The organism is Paenibacillus endophyticus, from assembly GCF_014192395.1.
Lineage (GTDB): Bacteria > Bacillota > Bacilli > Paenibacillales > Paenibacillaceae > Pristimantibacillus > Pristimantibacillus endophyticus.
The window spans coordinates 295,480-313,696 of sequence record NZ_JACHXW010000007.1 but is presented as its reverse complement, the minus strand read 5'-3'; the positions used below and the strand labels follow the sequence as shown (position 1 = coordinate 313,696).

The following is an 18,217-nucleotide window of genomic DNA, read 5'->3' as shown; positions in this document are numbered from 1 at the left end:
CAGGTACAGTCGTTTGCGCTTATTGCCAGAATGGTCCAACGGAACCACACCTCTCTTACACCGTCAAATGTAGAATAACCAATGCGTTTAAGTCCTATACAGTGAGATGAATGGAAATTAATGGCCCATGCGCTTCCATTTACGCTCATGGTTGCTTGTATCAGGGAAGCGCTGCCCTTTGTTCAAGGTTACTTTTTTGGGATTTTGAATGCCCATGTGAAAGGAATTCACTCCATCCTCGATGTAAGTGCCGTCGTTCGGTGCTTTGTCTCCCGGAGAGAACATGGTACCTTCACCCATTAGGATCATCCTCCATATACAAATTGATTGTACGGCAAAATAAATGCTTCTTATCTGTCCGCTGGGATAGTATCTGCAGTTAAGCGCGATTGCATAATTAGCAGATTACGGCTATAACAACACAAATCAAGCTCAACTGTTAAAATCACTTGTCATAGGCAGTTGGATTTGATATAATATAGAGATGCGAGCAGAAGCTCGTTCCTTGCTCCATTTATGGGGCCGCTAGTCCAAGAGGAGGTGAAACAATATGCGCAAATATGAAGTAATGTACATCGTTCGTCCAGACGTTGAGCAAGAAGCCTTGCAGGCAATCGTTGACAAATTCCATGGCATTATCTCCAACGGCGGAGAGGTCACAAAGCAAGATGTGAGCGGAAAACGTCGTCTTGCGTATGAAATCAACAAGCTTCGTGATGGTTATTTTATACTGGTACATTTCAACGCAACGACTGAAGTTGTGAATGAACTTGACCGCATCATGAAGATTACGGATGAAGTTATCCGTTCGTTGATCGTCAGAGACGTCGCTTAATCCACGCTGGATTGTTCGATTGGGAGGTCAGAAACGATGTTGAATCGTGTTATACTAATTGGTAGATTGACGAGAGACCCAGAGCTTCGCTATACGCCTGCAGGTGTTGCGGTTACACAATTTACGTTAGCGGTAGATCGTCCGTTTACGAGCGGTGGTCAAGGCGAGCGTGAAGCGGATTTCATTCCGGTTGTAACTTGGCGTCAACTGGCCGAGACTTGCGCCAACTACTTGCGTAAAGGCCGCTTAACAGCGGTTGAAGGACGCATTCAAGTGCGGAATTACGAGAACAACGAAGGCAAACGCGTCTACGTAACGGAAGTTATCGCTGATAACGTACGGTTCTTGGAATCCAACAAAGAAGGCGGCGGCTCGCGCGAAGAAGGCGGAAGCAGCTACAGCGGCGGTACAAGCAGCGGCGGCGGATCTTACGGCGGCAACGCTACCCAAAGCGGCGGTAACCGGCCATCTGGCAATAACTCACGTAACGACAGCCGTGATCCTTTCCAGGATGACGGACGCCCGATTGATATATCAGAGGATGATTTGCCATTTTGATATCGGAGTACTAGCTACTTCGCATATCGATGGAACGGTTATACAGCCTTTATCGCAATATAGAGCAGCTGTATAATTGTACAATTTTCAACGATAAGGAGGATACCTATCATGGCTTTCAAGCAAAGAGATAACGGTGGCGACGAGCGTCCAGAACGTAAGTTCAGCGGACGTAAAGGCGGACGCAACAAACGCCGTAAAGTGTGTTTCTTCACTGTAAACAAAATCTCTAAAATTGACTATAAAGATGTTGATTTGTTGAAAAAGTTTATCAGCGAGCGCGGCAAAATCTTGCCACGTCGTGTGACTGGAACAAGCGCGAAATACCAACGCTTGCTTACAATCGCAATTAAACGTTCACGTCAAATCGCATTGCTTCCTTACACGACTGAATAGGTTGTGAAGTGAATATGCACCAAAACGGAGGAGCCTGTCACCAAGGGCTCTTTTTGTTTATTTAGAGGCCCTTATGCATAAGGGCCTCTTTTTGTTGTATGCTAAGCCAAACAAGTAAGGAGTGTAAGTGAATGCAGTTTATTTTTTATTTAGCGCTCATTATTGTGGCGACCAAAGCAGCCGGCCACTTGTCCGTAAAGCTGGGGCAGCCAGCCGTACTGGGCAAGCTAATCGTAGGCATCATTATCGGGCCGGCCTTTCTAGGCTGGATACAGCCTGATGATTTTATAGACCATTTTGCGGAAATTGGCGTGCTGCTGCTTATGTTTATTGCGGGGCTTGAAACGGATTTGGATCAGCTGCGCCAAAACTGGAAATCCGCATTCGCGGTAGCAATCGGAGGAATTATTTTACCGTTTATTGGCGGGTATGCCGTTGCTTCGGGACTTGGATTATCGCAATCTGAATCCTTGTTCTTGGCCCTGCTGCTCTGTGCAACTTCCGTTAGCATCTCTGTTCAGGCATTGAAGGAGCTAAATCAGCTTAATTCGAAGGAAGGCAGCACGATTCTAGGAGCAGCGGTTGTAGATGACGTCGTCGTTGTTGTTCTGCTGGCAGTGATGCTCAGCTTGCTGGGTACGACGGAAAGTATATCGATTCCCGCTTTAATCGGTAAAAAGGCATTATTTTTTGTCGTTGTCATTGCGGTTTCCATCTGGATTATTCCGCTATTTATGAAGCTGATAGCAAAGCTTAAAGTAACGGAGGCGCTGATGAGCGGTGCGTTGGTCGCTTGTTTTTCTTTTGCTTATTTTGCAGAGAAGATGGGTGTAGCGGGTATTATAGGAGCATTTGCAGCTGGGATAGCCATTTCGCAAACAACGTTCAGACATGAAGTGGAGAAGAAGGTTGAGCCTATTGCATATACGCTTTTTGTTCCCGTATTTTTCGTTAGCATCGGGTTAAGCATTACATTCGATGGCTTAGGCAACCAACTCGTATTTATCATTGTGCTATCCCTAGTTGCTATTCTCTCAAAGCTGTTCGGCGGTGGATTAGGTGCAAGGTTGACTGGCTTTAATAACCGGTCGTCGCTTGCGATTGGTGCCGGGATGGTATCGAGAGGGGAAGTAGCGCTTATTATTTCGGCAAGCGGTTTAGAATCCGGATTGCTGCCGCAGAATTATTTTACAGCTGTAGTTATGGTCATTATGATTACAACACTGGTGACTCCGCCTATGTTGAAGCTTATCTTTCCGGCGGCAGCAGAGGAGAAGGCATTAAAAAGATAATTCCGCGACAACGCGTAACGGTAACGGTTGACGATGGAGCCACCATGTTTGTTGTAATGAAGGGAATGATCGAGCCTCCCATTCGCGTTTTGGTTTAAAGTAATGCTACAATAAACCAAAATGATTGCCTTTATGGGAAGGAAAGGGACTACAAGATGGAAAATGCAAAAACGGGAACCGATCGGTTCAAACGGTTTATTCTGAATAACAAATTCGTTTTGTTTCTGCTTGTGCTGCTGCTAGTTGGGCTAAATATTATGGTGCTTACCAAAATATCATATATCTTTACGCCGGTTACGGTACTGCTCAAAACACTGCTTTTGCCTGTCATATTAGCGGGAATCGCTTACTATTTGCTCAATCCGATCGTGGATCATTTGGAGCGCAATCGGATTAAAAGAGTTTACTCCATTATTCTGTTATTCCTGGTCGGGGCAGGTCTTATCACGATATTGCTCGTTGCAGTAATTCCTTTTCTCAATGAACAGGCGGTTAGCTTCGTCAACAATTTCCCGAAGTACGGAGACCAGCTACGCAAAAATTTCGAGGACTTTATGGACAGTCCAGGCTTTATGCAGATTCAGGAATGGTTTAACTTAAATCCATCGGAGCTATCCGGCAATATCACAGAGCAGGCAACCTCGCTCCTGAATGGCACACTGTCAAGCGTCGGATCATTCGTAGGCGCGATCAAGGAAGTTTTTCTAGCCATAGTGACGCTGCCGTTCATTCTGTTCTATCTCCTCAAGGATGGCAAGCATTTGCCGCAGGCGATTGTCCGTTTTCTGCCTAACCAGCTGCAGCCGCAGTCGAAACGTATCATGGCAGAGATGAATGGCCAGATCAGCAGTTATATTAGAGGCCAGATTATCGTCAGCTTCTGCATTGGCATGCTGCTGTATATCGGATATTTGATTATTGGATTGGAATATTCGCTTGTCCTAGCGTTAGTTGCAGCCTGTACGAGCGTCATTCCTTACCTCGGGCCTGCTATTGCGATTACGCCTGCTTTGGTCGTAGCGCTCGTCACTTCTCCTGTTATGCTGCTGAAGATGATCGTCATCTGGACGATCGTTCAGCTTATTGAAGGTAAATTCATCTCACCGCAGATTATGGGCAAAAGCCTGCAGATCCATCCGATCACGATCATATTCGTCATCTTAACGGCTGGAAACCTGTTCGGGCTGGCAGGAATCGTGTTAGCCGTTCCTGGCTATGCGGTGCTTAAGGTCATTGTCATTCACTTGTACGATTGGTTCACGAGCCGTTCTTCTCTGTACAAGGAAGATCGGCGCGAGGATCAGCTGTCATAGCATACGGAAGCGGCTTAACAGCTTGTAGTACAAATAAACAAGTCCAAAGGCCAGCACATAGGACAAGAAAGTATAGCCGATATTCCAGCCGTTTCCGTAGGATACCTTACCGAATAGCAAGGCTATGAATTCAAGCAGTGTAGTAAAAAAAATAAACAAAAACAAGATGAACGCCGTCTTGCTTTTGTGAAACTTGATGGTCATGATCAAATAGCTGCCAAGGATGGGGTAGATGCCAAGGTCAAGCGGCATGGCGGAGACGGATTCGTCGTTCGGGATAAACGGCGTAAAATCCCAGAATCCCATCTGGAAGCCAAGCGAGTTGATGACTAAGGAAGAGACTGCGCTAATCGGACAAATGAGCACTAAGATTCTCGGATTGTTCCGTATGAGTGGAATAGCAGCGAGCCAAGGAATAACCAAACCACAAATGATATTAAGGACCATATCAATATGCATGCTCATTCCTCTCCTTTTTCTTTTTTTATTAAGATGCCCTTGATCTCAGTCCGTATATTCATGCAGCATAAAACAAGGCAGATGTCATCGGACATCTGCCTTGTTTTAAGTATAAGACTTTATATGTTTCACGCGATAAAGTATTCTTCTATTTCTACGATAAACGGATACCCTCCCTTGCAGAGGAGGGTGAAGCCGTTTATTCTTGTTATTAACCGATTTCGGGTTTAAGCAAAGTCTGTCGCGGAGTGATCGTAAGCTCTACCTTGTTGATGCGGTGCTTGCTTACCTCGCGAATCGTGAAGGTTAAATGATGAAAGTCGAACTTCTTGCCGGGTTTTGCTTCTTCCATCTCACTGTATAGCCAACCGCCGACTGTATCAACTTCCTCATGAGTCAGCTCCGTGCCAATCAGGTCACCAAGCTCGGTAAGCGACACTTTCCCATCCAGGAGATAGGACGTCTCGGAGATCATCTCAATATCCTTGCGTTCGTCGGCATCGAATTCGTCCCGGATATCCCCGACAATTTCCTCTAGAATATCCTCAATGGTAACTAGGCCGGAAGTGCCGCCATATTCATCGACAACTATAGCGAAATGTACGCGTTCCTGCTGCATTCTTGTCAACAATGTTTTGACTGGAAGTACCTCAGCTACGGACATAACCGGCTGAATGAGGGTTTGCAAATCAATTTGCTTGTTCTCTTGATACTCAAGAAACAGCTGTTTGGTATTGATCATGCCAACGATATTATCCTTGCTGTCGCCAGCAACAGGAAAGCGCGTATATTGCTCCTTGCGGATAATGTCCATATTTTGCTGCAACGTATTGTTTTTATATAGAACGGTCATATCGGTACGCGGAACCATAATTTCTTTTGCCAAGATTTCATCAAAAGCAAATATGCGATTTACATATCCGTATTCCGTCGTATTGATTTTGCCGCTTTCAAGGCTGTCGCTTAATATAATTTGAATTTCTTCTTCACTATGGGCATTCTCATGCTCCTTGGCTGGCTTTAAGCCGAACAAACGAACTAAAGCGTTCGCAGAACCGTTTAAGAGCCAAATAAATGGGTACATGACTTTGTAGAACAGAATAATCGGTTTAACAACGGCGAAGCTGACAAGCTCTGCTTTCTGAATCGCAATGCTCTTCGGAGCAAGCTCGCCGATGACCACATGCAGAAACGTTACGCCGATAAAGGCAATAACAAATGAAAGAATGTGACTAATATCGCTGTTGATCTGCCAAGCTTCGAATAGCGGGAGCAATAATTTTTCTACGGTTGGCTCTCCGAGCCACCCGAGTCCGAGCGCTGTAATGGTTATGCCGAGCTGACAGGCCGATAGGTATCCATCTAAATTACTGACTACACGTTGAACGGCAAGCGCGTTTTTTTTGCCTTCAACGACTAATTGATCAACTCGGCTGGTCCGAAGCTTAATAATGGCAAATTCGGTAGCAACGAAAAAAGCAGTGAGTACAATTAGTAAAGCAAATAATAATAGATTAAGTCCTATACCCATATGAAATATTCACGATCCTTCTTGTTTCGATTTTTTGGTTTCATTTAATAGTACGAACTTTCTGCCAATTCTTCAAACCTCTGAATCGGTGATAAATTGCGGTAAGCGTTCAATTAAGCGCATTTGGAGCGTTGGGCTAATCGATATTAGACATTTTCTTTGAATTACGAGAGTATGATAATGGTTTTAAGAGTAGTTCTTTTGAACTTATTAAAAGAACAAAAAAGAACGGCGAAAGGCCGTCCCATTTTGAAGCGATAGAATTAAAATTTGCTGGCTTGCTGCTCTGACCAGTCGCCAATAACAGGAAGCTTATTAAGCTTGCCTTGCAACGTAAGCAGCATAAGGCCAATCCACAGAACAAACCCGACGGGCACAAGCAGCAGCCCGAGCAACCAGCCGATAACAGGAATAAAGCCAAATAGCAGGTTAAGGACAATGAGAGCGACCGACACTACGATCGATTGCACCGCATGAAGTCTGACGAAGCGGCTATTCTTTTCTAGAACTAGGAATATAATGCCGGTAATAAATCCGCCGAGATAGCAAAGCAAGCCCGCTACTTTAGGGTCCAGGCCGGTTGAGGAGCTGTCCGGTTTCAAGGATGGGGGATGATCCACAATTTTCACCCTTTCTATAATTTACATATTCTTTCCTGATTGTATTCGCCGCGAGTTAGGACTAGACCTTTTTATATTATTAAAAAATATCCATTTCTGGTATGATTCCATTGTAAAAGTTTTGTAACCTGTTTCGACAATATATCGTCTAAACTGAGAATGCGTAATTATAAAAGAATAGACCAGATAGGAGTAGTCATCATATTATGAATAAACGTAAATGGATGTATGCAGCGTCAGCCGCAGTGGTTATCCTTGCCGTTACTGTTTTTTTCAATCGCGGGGCATTGGCTATGCTGGGATTCGATTGGTTTCTGGAAGGACATGTGGAGAAGCAGCTGGAGCAAACCTATAAACCGATAGATGGACGGGAACCCATTCCGGTTAGTACAATAGATAAGAAGCAGGATCCGTTCTCCGTCCTTCTGCTCGGCGTCGATCAGCGCGGCAAGGAAATCGGGCGCTCTGATACGATGATCTACACGGTTGTTCGTCCCAATGATGGCGATATGCTGATGGTTTCGATTCCACGGGATATGTATGTGGAGATCGTGGGCAAGGACAAAGAGGATAAAATTACACATGCTTATGCGTATGGCGGAGCAGGAATGGCGATGGACACCGTACAAAAGTTTCTAGATGCGCCGATTCATTATTATGCTTCCATTAACTTCGAAGGCTTCCGTAATGTGATAGACACGCTTGGCGGCATGTCGCTCCCTATTGAAGAGGACATGATTAATGATGACGCCGACCATGAGAAGTTCGTCATCAAAGCAGGGCAAGAAAGCTATAATGGTCAAGATACGCTAAATTACGTGAGATATCGTGAGGATGCAGGTGGAGATATGAACCGTACGGAACGGCATCAAATCTTTTTGGGCCTTCTCATGGACAAAGCAAAGCAAATGAATCAATGGTCCAAAATTCCAGAACTTATGAATATTATGGGCGAAAATTTCAGCACGGATATGCGTCCACAGCAGCTCGTCGATCTAGGCCAAAACATGCTGCAGGCGAAGGATCGGAATATTTACAGTCACTCTCTGCTTGGAAGCGGGCATCGTTTGAAGAATGGCGGGCCTTGGTATTATTTTGCAGATGAAGAGGATTTGTCGAAGGTACAGACGATGATTAAGAGCTGGTTGAATGCGGATGCGCCTGCATCCAGCTTGATATTGCCGGATAAGTACACAGTGAACAAGGTGAAAGAGGTAGGCTCGCTTTCGAGCAGCGAAGACGCCTCCAAGCAGTAGATCTGCTTGCTCCGATCCGTCTGCTGCCTTCGGCCAACAGGAATAGGGGAAACAGCAAACGGAACGGAGTGGTTGGGGAATATGAATATCGCTTTCTTTTTATTGCCGAAACAGGAGGTCGTATGCCTTACGCAGGATGCGACGCTCAGACAGACGCTTGAACGCATGGAATATCACCGTTATACGGCAGTACCTATTATTAATGATGACGGCGGTTATGCCGGTACGGTGACGGAAGGCGATCTTCTATGGTACATCAAGGATCATGCCGATCTGACGCTGGATCATACCAATAAGATCAGGCTTGCGGATGTGCCGCTTCGTATGAACAACAAGACCGTTCGGATCGATGCCAATATGGATGATCTGATCTCGCTTGCGAAGCTGCAAAACTTCGTGCCCGTCGTCGATGATATGAACCGGTTTATCGGCATCGTTCGGAGAAGCGAAATTATCGATTACTGCCAGAAGATTATTATGGAGCAGCATAACGTGCTGCAGGACAAATAGCCGATACGTGTTCCTGTAATGGCGCGCAGGTACTAAGTTTAAGCTCAGCAGGGCAATCTAATAAAAATGGAGACGGAATGGCGTGACTGTTCCGTCTTTTTTGTTTTTTCGGGTGAAGCGAGGCGTTGGCGTGAATGTGCGTGATATGTTTTGCTTTTATGCTATAATGAGTTGTAAAAGTTTCGTAAGAAACCAGATTATAAAAGCAAGAGGTGAACGGTTTGAGAACCGGCTTGAAACCAGTGCTGTGGAGCTGTGCGGCACTCCTTTTATTATTGACCCTGTTAGTACCGCTCTTAAATGTTTTTGCCATGCTGCTGCTTATGGTGCCGTATGTCGTGCTTTATACGACCTTGTCGCCCAAAGCGTTCGCGCTGCATCTGCTGCCCGTTTGGGTGCTGGCATTTTTTATCGGTGGTCCAGCTACGCTTATTATCGGATTGTTTTTTCTAATCCCGTCCATTGTGATGGGCCACTTGTATATTAAGCAAGCGCCTGCTTCGAGGGTGGTTCGGACGGTTGGCGTTGTCGTTCTGGCGCAATTGATGCTGGAGCTGCTCATACTTGAGATGATCTTGGATTTATCGCTCATCAAAGAGCTGAGCTCATTCATTCGCGTGTCGGTTGAAGACCTTATGTCTCAAAGCTTATTGCCAACCGAGTGGGATTCCAGCCTAACGGAGCTGGTTATTCAAACGATGATCAATTCTATTCCGGTAACCTTTATCATGATCTCCTTTACGATCACCGCAATTGCGCAGTTTTTAGGTCGCAGAGCCGTGAAATGGAGCGGCGGTCCAGAGGTGCCAAGATTCACGCGCGCAAGGGAATGGCGCCTGCCGCGCCTGCTTGTCGTGTTGTACTTAATTACGTATGTAATGGAGTTGTTCTCATCCACAACGAACGAGTCTTTCTTTTCGGTCGCTTTACTGAACCTGGTACCTTTGCTTAGTTTTGTTTTTGCGTTTCAGGCTGTCGGATTTTTCTTCTTCCTTGCTCACCAGCGAGGTTGGAATAAAGCGGTGCCGGTGCTTATTGCAATTCCGGTGCTATTGTTCCCGCCGCTTAGCTTAATTGGTGTGCTGGATACTGCTTTCCCAATCCGCAAGTCGTTTACGAAACCATAGCACAGGAGCGGATAGGAAATGCCGAAGTTTTTGGTTACGCGTTGGCACGGCATGCATCAGGTATGGGCTTTTGTCCTGATGGTGTTGATGTCGGTGGCGCTTGCTTGGTTTGAATGGCTGCTTGGTCTGCTCGGGCTGCTGCTTACCGGCGGGGTTTTGGTTTATACCGTAATGGCGGAGCGGGCTTTCCGCAAAGATCTTAAAACGTATTTGGGCACATTGTCATATCGGGTGAAGAAAGCGGGCAACGACGTTGTCAGCGAGCTTCCCTTTGGAATTATTCTATATAACGAAGATCGAATCGTAGAGTGGCATAATCCTTATATAGCAGATATGACAGGATTGGAAACGGTCATTGGCGTGCCGCTTGCCGAGATATTTCCTTCCTTGCAGCAGGTAAAGGAGCGGGAAGGCACCGTGGAAGCAACGGTGGGCTCGCAGGTATACCAGCTGATCTTCAAGCCAAAGGAACGAATCTTGTACGTAAAGAACATTACGGAGCTTTGGCAGCTTGGCCGTAAATATGATGACGAGAAGCTTGTGCTTGGCGTTGTCATGATCGACAACCTCGAGGAAGTAACGCAGGGCCTTGATGATCATCAGCGAAGCTCGATGCTGGCAAAGGTTACAACAGAGATTACCGAGTGGGCACAGAAATACCAGATCTATTTGAAAAGGCTCACCTCGGACCGATTCCTGCTTGTAACCGATCAGCGCACGCTGAAGCAGCTGGAGCAATCCCGTTTTGTCGTGCTTGACGAGGTAAGGGAAATTACAGGCGATCACAAAATTCCAGTCACGCTGAGCATTGGGTTCGCTGCGGGTGCCGAGCATATTATCGAGCTTGGCCAATGGGCGCACACAAGCCTTGATATTGCGCTCGGTCGCGGCGGAGACCAGGCTGCCGTTAAGGTGGGGAGTCGACAGTCGTTCTACGGCGGCAAGTCGAATGCCGTAGAGAAGCGGACGCGGGTTCGCGCCCGTGTCGTTGCACATGCGCTACGTGATTTGATTCGTGAGAGTCATAACGTTGTCATCATGGGCCACAAAATGCCGGATATGGATGCGATCGGCGCGGCAATTGGCGTGATGAAAGCGGCGCAGTTGTTTGGCAAGGAAGCTTATATCGTATTAGAGGGTGTCAACCCCGCTATCCAAAAGATGATGGAGCTTATTAGGGAAGACGAGAAGCTATCCAAGCGATTCGTGTCGCCTGAACAAGCGACGGCGCTCATTACGCCGCAGACGCTCGCGGTCGTCGTTGATACGCATAAGGTGTCGATGGTGAAAGAGCCGAAACTGCTCACGCAAACGGACCGTATCGTCGTGATTGACCATCATCGCCGCAGCGAGGAATTTATCGCTAATGCGATCTTGGTCTATATGGAGCCATACGCTTCGTCGACTTGCGAGCTCGTTACGGAGCTGCTTCAATATATACATGACCGTGTCGTACTCGATGTTAGGGAGTCCACGGCGCTCCTTGCGGGCATCACCGTGGATACGAAGAGCTTCTCGCTCCGAACGGGAGCGAGAACGTTCGAGGCTGCCTCATTCCTGCGCCGCAATGGCGCTGACTCCATGATGATTCAGCGGATGCTGAAGGAGGATCTCGAGGAGTACGTACGAAAAGCGGAAATCATTAAGCATGCCGAAGTGCTATACGAGCATGTAGCGATTGCTGTTACGGAGTCTGGCCGCAAATATTCGCAGCTGCTCATTGCTCAATCGGCAGATACACTGCTGAATATGACCGACATACTGGCTTCCTTTGTTATCGGGGAGCGGGCTGACGGACTCATCGGCATTAGCGCTCGTTCACTCGGTCATATGAACGTGCAGGTCGTAATGGAAAGAATGGGCGGAGGCGGACACTTGACGAATGCGGCCGCTCAGCTTGAAGGTTCGGTAGTGGAAGTTGCCGAACGACTGAAACAGGTATTGGACGAAATCGAAACGGAAGAGGGGTTATTTGAATGAAAGTAATATTTTTGCAGGATGTTAAAGGACAAGGGAAGAAGGGCCAAGTAAAGGAGCTTTCCGAAGGATATGTACGTAATTTTCTATTGCCGCAAGGGCTGGCGAAGCTGGCTTCTGACGGCAACCTGAAGACGCTTGAGGTTCAGACTGCTTCTGAGCAAAAGCGCAAGGAGAAAGAAAAGGAAGACGCGCAGGCGCTTGGCAAGAAAATGGAGGAAATGACGGTTGTCATTAAAACCAAGGCAGGCGAAGGCGGAAGATTGTTCGGTGCCATCACGAGCAAGCAAATCGGTGAAGCGCTGGCAGCGCAAGGCATTAAAATCGACAAACGCAAAATCGAGCTGGATGACCCGATCCGTACGCTAGGCGTAACTCAGGTCATTGTTAAGCTTCACCCTGAAGTGAAGGCGAAGCTAAGCGTTCAGGCTAGCGAAGAATAGAAAGCGACTGGGGCTTGTGCAGCAAATTTGCTACGCAAGCCTTCGCTTATGTATAGGATGCGGATTTGCTACGCAAACCAAAGTTAATGCTTACGAAGTAGGTTTGCTACGCAAACCTAAGTTAATGCTTATGAAGTAGGTTGGTTTGCTACGCAAACCAAAGTTAATGCTTACGAAGTAGGTTTGCTACGCAAGCCTAAGTTAATGCTTATGAAGTAGGTTGGTTTGCTACGCAAACCAAAGTTAATGCTTACGAAGTAGGTTTGCTGCGCAAACCTAAGTTAATGCTTATGAAGTAGGTTGGTTTGCTACGCAAACCTTAAGTTAATGCTTACGAAGTAGGTTTGCTACGCAAACCTTTCAGGAGGTTCCCAATGAGTAACGAGCTGATGTTTGACCGAGTTCCACCGCAAAATCTAGAGGCTGAACAAGCTGTTATCGGAGCCATATTGCTGCAGTCGGAAGCGCTTATTACGGCGATGGAGCGGGTGCGCAGCGAAGATTTCTACAGCGGTCCCCATAGACAAATCTACGAAGCAATGGTTGAGATTGCAGAGAACAACCAACCGGTCGATCTTGTGACCTTGACCGCGCATTTGCAGGACCAGCATCTGCTTGAAGAAATCGGCGGCGTCAGCTATTTGGCGAAGCTGGCCAATTCTGTGCCGACAGCTGCGAACGTTGATTATTACGCGCAGATTGTCGAAGAGAAATCGATGCTTAGGCGTTTGATTCGTACCGCAACCAATATCGTCTCCGACGGTTATGCCAATTCCGATGATGTTGGCGTCCTGCTTGGTGACGCAGAGAAACAAATTCTAGAGATCTCGAATCGCCGTTCCGGCAGTGGATTCATCTCTATCAGGGATGTACTGATGGAAGTATTCGAGAAGGTTGAGCAGCTTTATCAGGACAAGGGAGGCACAACGGGTATTCCGTCGGGCTTTACCGATCTGGATCGGATGACCGCCGGCTTCCAGCGAAGCGACTTGATTATCGTTGCAGCGCGTCCTTCCGTAGGTAAAACAGCATTCGCGCTGAACGTTGCGCAAAATGTCGGCGTGCGCGCGAGAGAGACAGTGGCCATATTCAGTCTGGAGATGTCAGCGGCTCAACTGGTTCAACGTATGATCTGCGCCGAAGCGAATGTGGATGCGCAACGCATGCGTACAGGCCATCTGGAAGGCGATGATTGGGAGAAGCTGACGATGGCGATCGGCTCCTTGTCGGAAGCACAAATCTTTATCGATGACACGCCGGGGATTACGGTAGCTGAGATTCGTGCCAAATGCCGTCGTCTGAAGAAGGAAAAAGGGCTCGGCATGATTATGATCGATTACTTGCAGCTAATTTCCGGCCGTGGTAAAGCGGGCGAGAACAGGCAGCAGGAGGTATCCGAGATTTCGCGGACGCTGAAGCAAATCGCGCGTGAGCTTGAGGTTCCGGTTATTGCGCTTTCGCAGCTCAGCCGGGGTGTTGAGCAGCGTCAGGATAAACGCCCGATGATGTCCGATCTTCGGGAATCGGGCTCGATTGAGCAAGATGCTGATATCGTATCGTTCCTTTACCGGGATGACTATTATGATAAAGAGTCCGAGAAAAAGGATATTATCGAAATTATTATCGCTAAGCAGCGTAACGGACCAGTTGGCACGGTCGAGCTGGTGTTTCTCAAAAAGTACAATAAATTCGTCAGCATAGACCGCGCGCATCAGGATCCGATGCAAGCCTCTTAATATCCGAACAATTGCATGGGCAGCTATGCAATTGTTCGTTTTTAGTTTGACTTCTCGCAGATGGACTGCTACACTATTAATGCTGTCTTTTGACTGATATCACGTAGCAATTATGTTCTTTTCTATGAAGGACATCGCGTGCTGCAGCATTTGGACGGTAATTTTCGGTGCTTATAAACACCGGACGGGGGTATAATTATGTCTACGGTTGTTGTTGTTGGTACACAGTGGGGAGACGAAGGTAAAGGCAAAATCACTGATTACTTGGCAGAGGGAGCCGACGTCGTCGCTCGTTACCAAGGGGGAAACAATGCCGGACACACGATCCTTATTGATAACAAAAAGTATAAATTGACGATGATTCCATCGGGTATTTTCAACCATAATAAAACTTGCGTCATCGGCAACGGGATGGTTATCAACCCCGAAGCGCTGATCGACGAAATTAACTATATTCATGATAACGGCTTCTCTACGGACAATTTGAAAATCAGTGACCGCGCGCATGTTATTATGCCTTACCATCTTGTGCTTGACGGCCTTGAAGAAGACCGCAAAGGCGACAACAAGATTGGTACAACTCGCAAAGGCATCGGCCCTTGCTATATGGACAAAGCAGCTCGCAACGGTATTCGCATTGCTGATTTGATGGACGCAGAGGAATTCGAAACAAGAGTTCGCAGCATCATCATCGAGAAAAACCAATTGATCGAGCAAGTCTACGGAGGATCGCATTTGGATGCGGATTCCATCGTTCGCGACTATCTCGGTTTCGCTGAAGTTCTGCGCAAATATGTGACAGACACATCCGTTATTCTTAACGATGCAATCGATGCAGGCCAGAAGGTGCTGTTCGAGGGCGCACAAGGCGTTATGCTTGATATTGACCAAGGCACTTATCCGTATGTTACCTCTTCGAACCCATCGGCTGGCGGCGTATGTATTGGTTCGGGCGTAGGCCCATCGAAGATTCAGCAAGTAATCGGCGTTGCCAAAGCTTACACAACACGTGTAGGCGATGGTCCTTTCCCGACGGAGCAGGATAATGAAATCGGTCAATTGATTCGCGATAAAGGCCATGAATACGGAACCGTAACAGGCCGTCCGCGCCGCGTCGGCTGGTTCGATACGGTTGTCGTTCGCCATGCGCGCCGTGTAAGCGGCATTACCGGTCTATCTCTGAATTCACTGGATGTGCTTACAGGTCTTGAAACGGTTAAGATCTGCACAGGCTACAAGCTGCGCGGCGAAGTGATCGAAACGTATCCAGCAAGCCTCAAAATGGTTTCGGAGTGCGAAGCGGTCTACGAGGAGCACCCAGGCTGGTCAGAAGATATCTCCAATGCTAAGACGCTTGAGGATCTGCCAGTGAATACGCGCAACTACTTGAACCGCGTATCAGAGCTTACAGGTATTCCGATTGCGATCTTCTCCGTAGGACGCAACCGTGAGCAAACGAACCCGGTTCGCCCAATTTACGAATAGAAAGCTAACATAGAAGGATGGCCTTGAGGCCATCCTTTTTTGCATGTTTTGGCATTAGAGAGAATGTCTGTCCCTTTTGTTGACCATAATGGTATATAACAGATAATGGTAACGCCAGCTTTAATGAAAGAAAGATAGGCTGCGTAACGAAGGGAATGTGGCAAATGTTGAAACGAATCGGATGGTTGGGTAAGCTGGTTGCTTCAGGACTGATTCTAAGCTTCCTATGCATATGGACCACCGGATATATTGTTACTAGTTATGTAGAGTCTATATTAAAACAATTCAATCTTCCGCTTGAGGTGCCGCCTATGGCAATGTCAGGCGTATGGGGCAAGCTCTGGGGAGCTGACCCGTTAGTGACGACGGATATTGCAGAACAAACGGAAGCGCAAGAGCAAGAGAATACGAAAGACACTTCGGAAGCGAAAACCGAGGATACTCTAGAAGCGGGTAATGAAGATAGTCCGAAAGCGAGTACTGAGAATAATACAAACGCGAATACGGAGGATAAAACAGAAGCCAATGCGCAGCAAGAGACGGAGAAAGATCCTCCGGCATCGGTAGATGCTTTCATCCAAGCATCGGATCCTCCGCTGACGGATATTGGAATCGGTGGAGGCACCCATGCGGGAGCCGGTTCGGCGCCAGATAGCGGCACCGTCGTAGAGGAAGGCGTGGCAGGAATTGATGACAGTGAAACGGCAATGACAACCGATGAGTTGACGGAAGTGAAGGAACAGATGTCCGATAAGGACAAGGATGAGCTGTTTGGCCTATTAATGAGCAAATTGCCCCAGGAATCATGGCAAACCATCTCACAATATATCGAAAATGGGCTGACGGAACAGGAGCTGACAGATATCCAACAGATCATGGCACAGCATCTCGACAAGACGGAATACACCCAAATGATGGACATTCTGAAGAAATATTAATATTACGAACGTCTTGTAAAGGTTGCTCCAATTGTTGGGCATATGTTAAAGTATTAGGCGAGTGATCCGACAGGATAATTCGCCTTTTTTTATTGTCGGAAGCCAGAAAAATAGTTGCATAAGCGCGAAAAGGAGACAATCATGACCGTTTTCAGGGACAAAGGTCGGATTCAGAAGGTATGGAATCAGTCGATTCAGTACTTTCGGCGTGACCGATCGCAACACTTGAGTGGCAAGAAACAGCAACAACCTGCAAGCGATAAGGCCAAATTGCCTATATGGCGGAGGAAACCGGTTCAATTGGCAGGGGGAGCTCTCGTTCTCCTCACAGTAGCAGGATTTAGCGGAATCCAATATGTCCAAGCAAACACAGTCGAATTTTATAACGTATATATGAATGGCACAGCGGTTGGAACCGTAAGCGACCCACAGGAAGTCGAACAGCTTGTTCTTCTGGAGACGGAAGAGGTTCAGCAAGCAAATCCAGGACTTAACATGGTGCTTGATACGGGAACGATTACATACGAAGCTACTCAAGCCTTCAAAGGAACGCCTGAAACGGATGTCACATTGGACAAGCTCGAGGGCTTGTTTGCATCTCATGCGGTTGGCGTAGAAGTAAAGGTAGACGGAAAAGTAATCGGCATCGTGAAGGATCAGCAGACGGCCGATGATGTATTGCTGCGCGTACAAAGCAAGTTCGCACCTGAGCTTGCGGCAGCGAAGAAGAATCAGAAGGAAGTTAAATCGCTCTCCTTTGATTCTAACGAGAAAACAGCACCTGCTGCGGAAGCCAAGCCTGTGTCCAAGACGCCTGGGCGCGAAGTAATGGAGGTCGAATTCATTGAGGCTGTTATGACAGAATCAATCGATATCGATCCCGAGCAGATTATGGAAGCGGAAGCGATCTATAAGATGCTTGTGCAGGGCAGCATTCAACCTACCAAATACACGGTACAAGCCGGAGATTGCGTCGGCTGCATCGCGCAGAAGTTTGATATATCTCCTGAAGTCATCTACAAGAATAATGCATGGATCAAGGATGACAAAATTACGATTGGCGATGTACTCGATCTAACGGTCCTTCAGCCGGAGCTTACGGTTAAAACCATCGAAAATCTGGTGGAGGTCGAGACGATTGAGCCGCCGGTTGAGATTAAGAAAAATGCGGACATGCGTGTCGGCGAATCCAAAACCATTTCAGAAGGCTCGGCTGGCTCGAAGCGATTAACGTACCGCATTACCAAGCAGAACGGTTATGTCGTCTCGGAAGAGCTTCTTACAAAGGAAGTTATCAAAGAAGCCATGCCGAAAATCGTCGAGAGAGGAACGAAGGTTATACTCGGCGAAGGAACAGGACGTTTCGCGATGCCGGTATCCGGATCACGGTTGACGAGCAAGTTCGGCAAGCGCTGGGGCCGTATGCATAACGGGATTGATTTGACCGGCAACAAGAATATCCATGCTTCCGATAACGGCATTGTTGAATTTGTCGGAACGAAGCCAGGCTTAGGCAAGACGATTATTATCAACCACAAAAACGGATATACTACGGTCTATGGGCATCTAAGCTCATACAAAACAAAGGTGGGCGCTGTTGTTGAGCAAGGCGATACTATCGGTATCATGGGCAGCACAGGAAACTCAACGGGCGTACATTTGCATTTCGAAGTGCATAAGGACGGCGTTCTTCAAAATCCATTAAAGTACTTATAATTTATACCCAAATATAAACAGAAAT

The 18,217-nt window shown here is 47.2% G+C and carries 18 protein-coding genes; 14 read left to right on the top strand and 4 right to left on the bottom strand.

Translation table 11 applies throughout. The features are described 5' to 3' along the window. Positions 1-117 precede the first annotated feature (117 nt). Positions 118-300 carry a YjzC family protein gene (locus tag FHS16_RS14475; protein ID WP_183563404.1) on the bottom strand — a complete coding sequence of 61 codons (183 nt, stop codon included), beginning with the start codon at positions 298-300 and terminating at the stop codon, positions 118-120. Positions 301-550: 250 nt separating this feature from the next. On the opposite strand from FHS16_RS14475, the gene rpsF reads away from it, so the two are divergent. From rpsF to FHS16_RS14450, 5 genes are all read left to right on the top strand, one after another. Further along, positions 551-835, top strand: coding sequence for a 30S ribosomal protein S6 (gene rpsF / locus FHS16_RS14470; RefSeq protein ID WP_139990857.1), 285 nt, complete (start codon positions 551-553; stop codon positions 833-835). Between the two features lie 36 nt (positions 836-871). Continuing rightward, a complete protein-coding gene (ssb, locus tag FHS16_RS14465; RefSeq protein WP_183563401.1) occupies positions 872-1,393 on the top strand; it encodes a single-stranded DNA-binding protein in 522 nt (173 codons plus the stop codon). Positions 1,394-1,504: 111 nt separating this feature from the next. Beyond that, positions 1,505-1,789: a 30S ribosomal protein S18 gene (gene rpsR / locus FHS16_RS14460; protein ID WP_054025756.1), complete on the top strand. Its 285-nt coding sequence runs from the start codon at positions 1,505-1,507 to the stop codon at positions 1,787-1,789. A 131-nt stretch (positions 1,790-1,920) separates the two neighbouring features. Beyond that, a complete protein-coding gene (locus FHS16_RS14455) occupies positions 1,921-3,081 on the top strand; it encodes a cation:proton antiporter (RefSeq protein WP_183563398.1) in 1,161 nt (386 codons plus the stop codon). A 155-nt stretch (positions 3,082-3,236) separates the two neighbouring features. Then, the gene (locus FHS16_RS14450) at positions 3,237-4,394 is read left to right on the top strand and encodes an AI-2E family transporter (RefSeq protein ID WP_183563395.1); all 1,158 of its coding nucleotides are present in this window, start codon (positions 3,237-3,239) and stop codon (positions 4,392-4,394) included. Here the strand turns inward: FHS16_RS14450 and FHS16_RS14445 are convergent. The 3 genes from FHS16_RS14445 to FHS16_RS14435 form a co-directional block, all read right to left on the bottom strand. Then, positions 4,389-4,853: a CBO0543 family protein gene (locus FHS16_RS14445; protein WP_183563392.1), complete on the bottom strand. Its 465-nt coding sequence runs from the start codon at positions 4,851-4,853 to the stop codon at positions 4,389-4,391. The genes FHS16_RS14450 and FHS16_RS14445 overlap by 6 nt on opposite strands. A 211-nt stretch (positions 4,854-5,064) precedes the next feature. Further along, complete coding sequence (locus FHS16_RS14440) at positions 5,065-6,384, bottom strand: hemolysin family protein (protein ID WP_183563389.1); 1,320 nt, start codon at positions 6,382-6,384, stop codon at positions 5,065-5,067. Between the two features lie 263 nt (positions 6,385-6,647). Next, entirely contained in the window at positions 6,648-7,004 is a 357-nt protein-coding gene (locus FHS16_RS14435; RefSeq protein ID WP_312890899.1) for a DUF4870 domain-containing protein, read from the bottom strand. A 206-nt stretch (positions 7,005-7,210) separates the two neighbouring features. Between FHS16_RS14435 and FHS16_RS14430 the strand changes: the two genes are divergently transcribed. The 9 genes from FHS16_RS14430 to FHS16_RS14390 all read left to right on the top strand — a co-directional run bounded on the left by FHS16_RS14430 (position 7,211) and on the right by FHS16_RS14390 (position 18,192). After that, the gene (locus FHS16_RS14430) at positions 7,211-8,260 is read left to right on the top strand and encodes an LCP family protein (protein ID WP_183563386.1); all 1,050 of its coding nucleotides are present in this window, start codon (positions 7,211-7,213) and stop codon (positions 8,258-8,260) included. An 81-nt stretch (positions 8,261-8,341) separates the two neighbouring features. Then, positions 8,342-8,770, top strand: a complete 429-nt coding sequence (locus tag FHS16_RS14425) for a CBS domain-containing protein (RefSeq protein ID WP_183563383.1) — start codon at positions 8,342-8,344, stop codon at positions 8,768-8,770. Between the two features lie 221 nt (positions 8,771-8,991). Further along, a complete protein-coding gene (locus FHS16_RS14420; protein ID WP_221226346.1) occupies positions 8,992-9,897 on the top strand; it encodes a DUF2232 domain-containing protein in 906 nt (301 codons plus the stop codon). 18 nt (positions 9,898-9,915) lie between these two features. Further along, entirely contained in the window at positions 9,916-11,877 is a 1,962-nt protein-coding gene (locus FHS16_RS14415; RefSeq protein WP_183563377.1) for a DHH family phosphoesterase, read from the top strand. Continuing rightward, positions 11,874-12,317, top strand: coding sequence for a 50S ribosomal protein L9 (gene rplI, locus FHS16_RS14410; RefSeq protein ID WP_183563373.1), 444 nt, complete (start codon positions 11,874-11,876; stop codon positions 12,315-12,317). The genes FHS16_RS14415 and rplI overlap by 4 nt, the downstream gene beginning before the upstream one ends. A gap of 374 nt (positions 12,318-12,691) precedes the next feature. After that, positions 12,692-14,053 (top strand): replicative DNA helicase, encoded by a 1,362-nt coding sequence (gene dnaB / locus FHS16_RS14405; protein WP_183563370.1) that lies wholly within the window; start codon positions 12,692-12,694, stop codon positions 14,051-14,053. A gap of 198 nt (positions 14,054-14,251) precedes the next feature. Further along, positions 14,252-15,538: an adenylosuccinate synthase gene (locus tag FHS16_RS14400; RefSeq protein ID WP_183563367.1), complete on the top strand. Its 1,287-nt coding sequence runs from the start codon at positions 14,252-14,254 to the stop codon at positions 15,536-15,538. 164 nt (positions 15,539-15,702) lie between these two features. Next, positions 15,703-16,476, top strand: a complete 774-nt coding sequence (locus tag FHS16_RS14395) for a hypothetical protein (RefSeq protein ID WP_183563364.1) — start codon at positions 15,703-15,705, stop codon at positions 16,474-16,476. Between the two features lie 141 nt (positions 16,477-16,617). Next, entirely contained in the window at positions 16,618-18,192 is a 1,575-nt protein-coding gene (locus FHS16_RS14390; protein WP_183563361.1) for a M23 family metallopeptidase, read from the top strand. Positions 18,193-18,217: the final 25 nt, after the last annotated feature.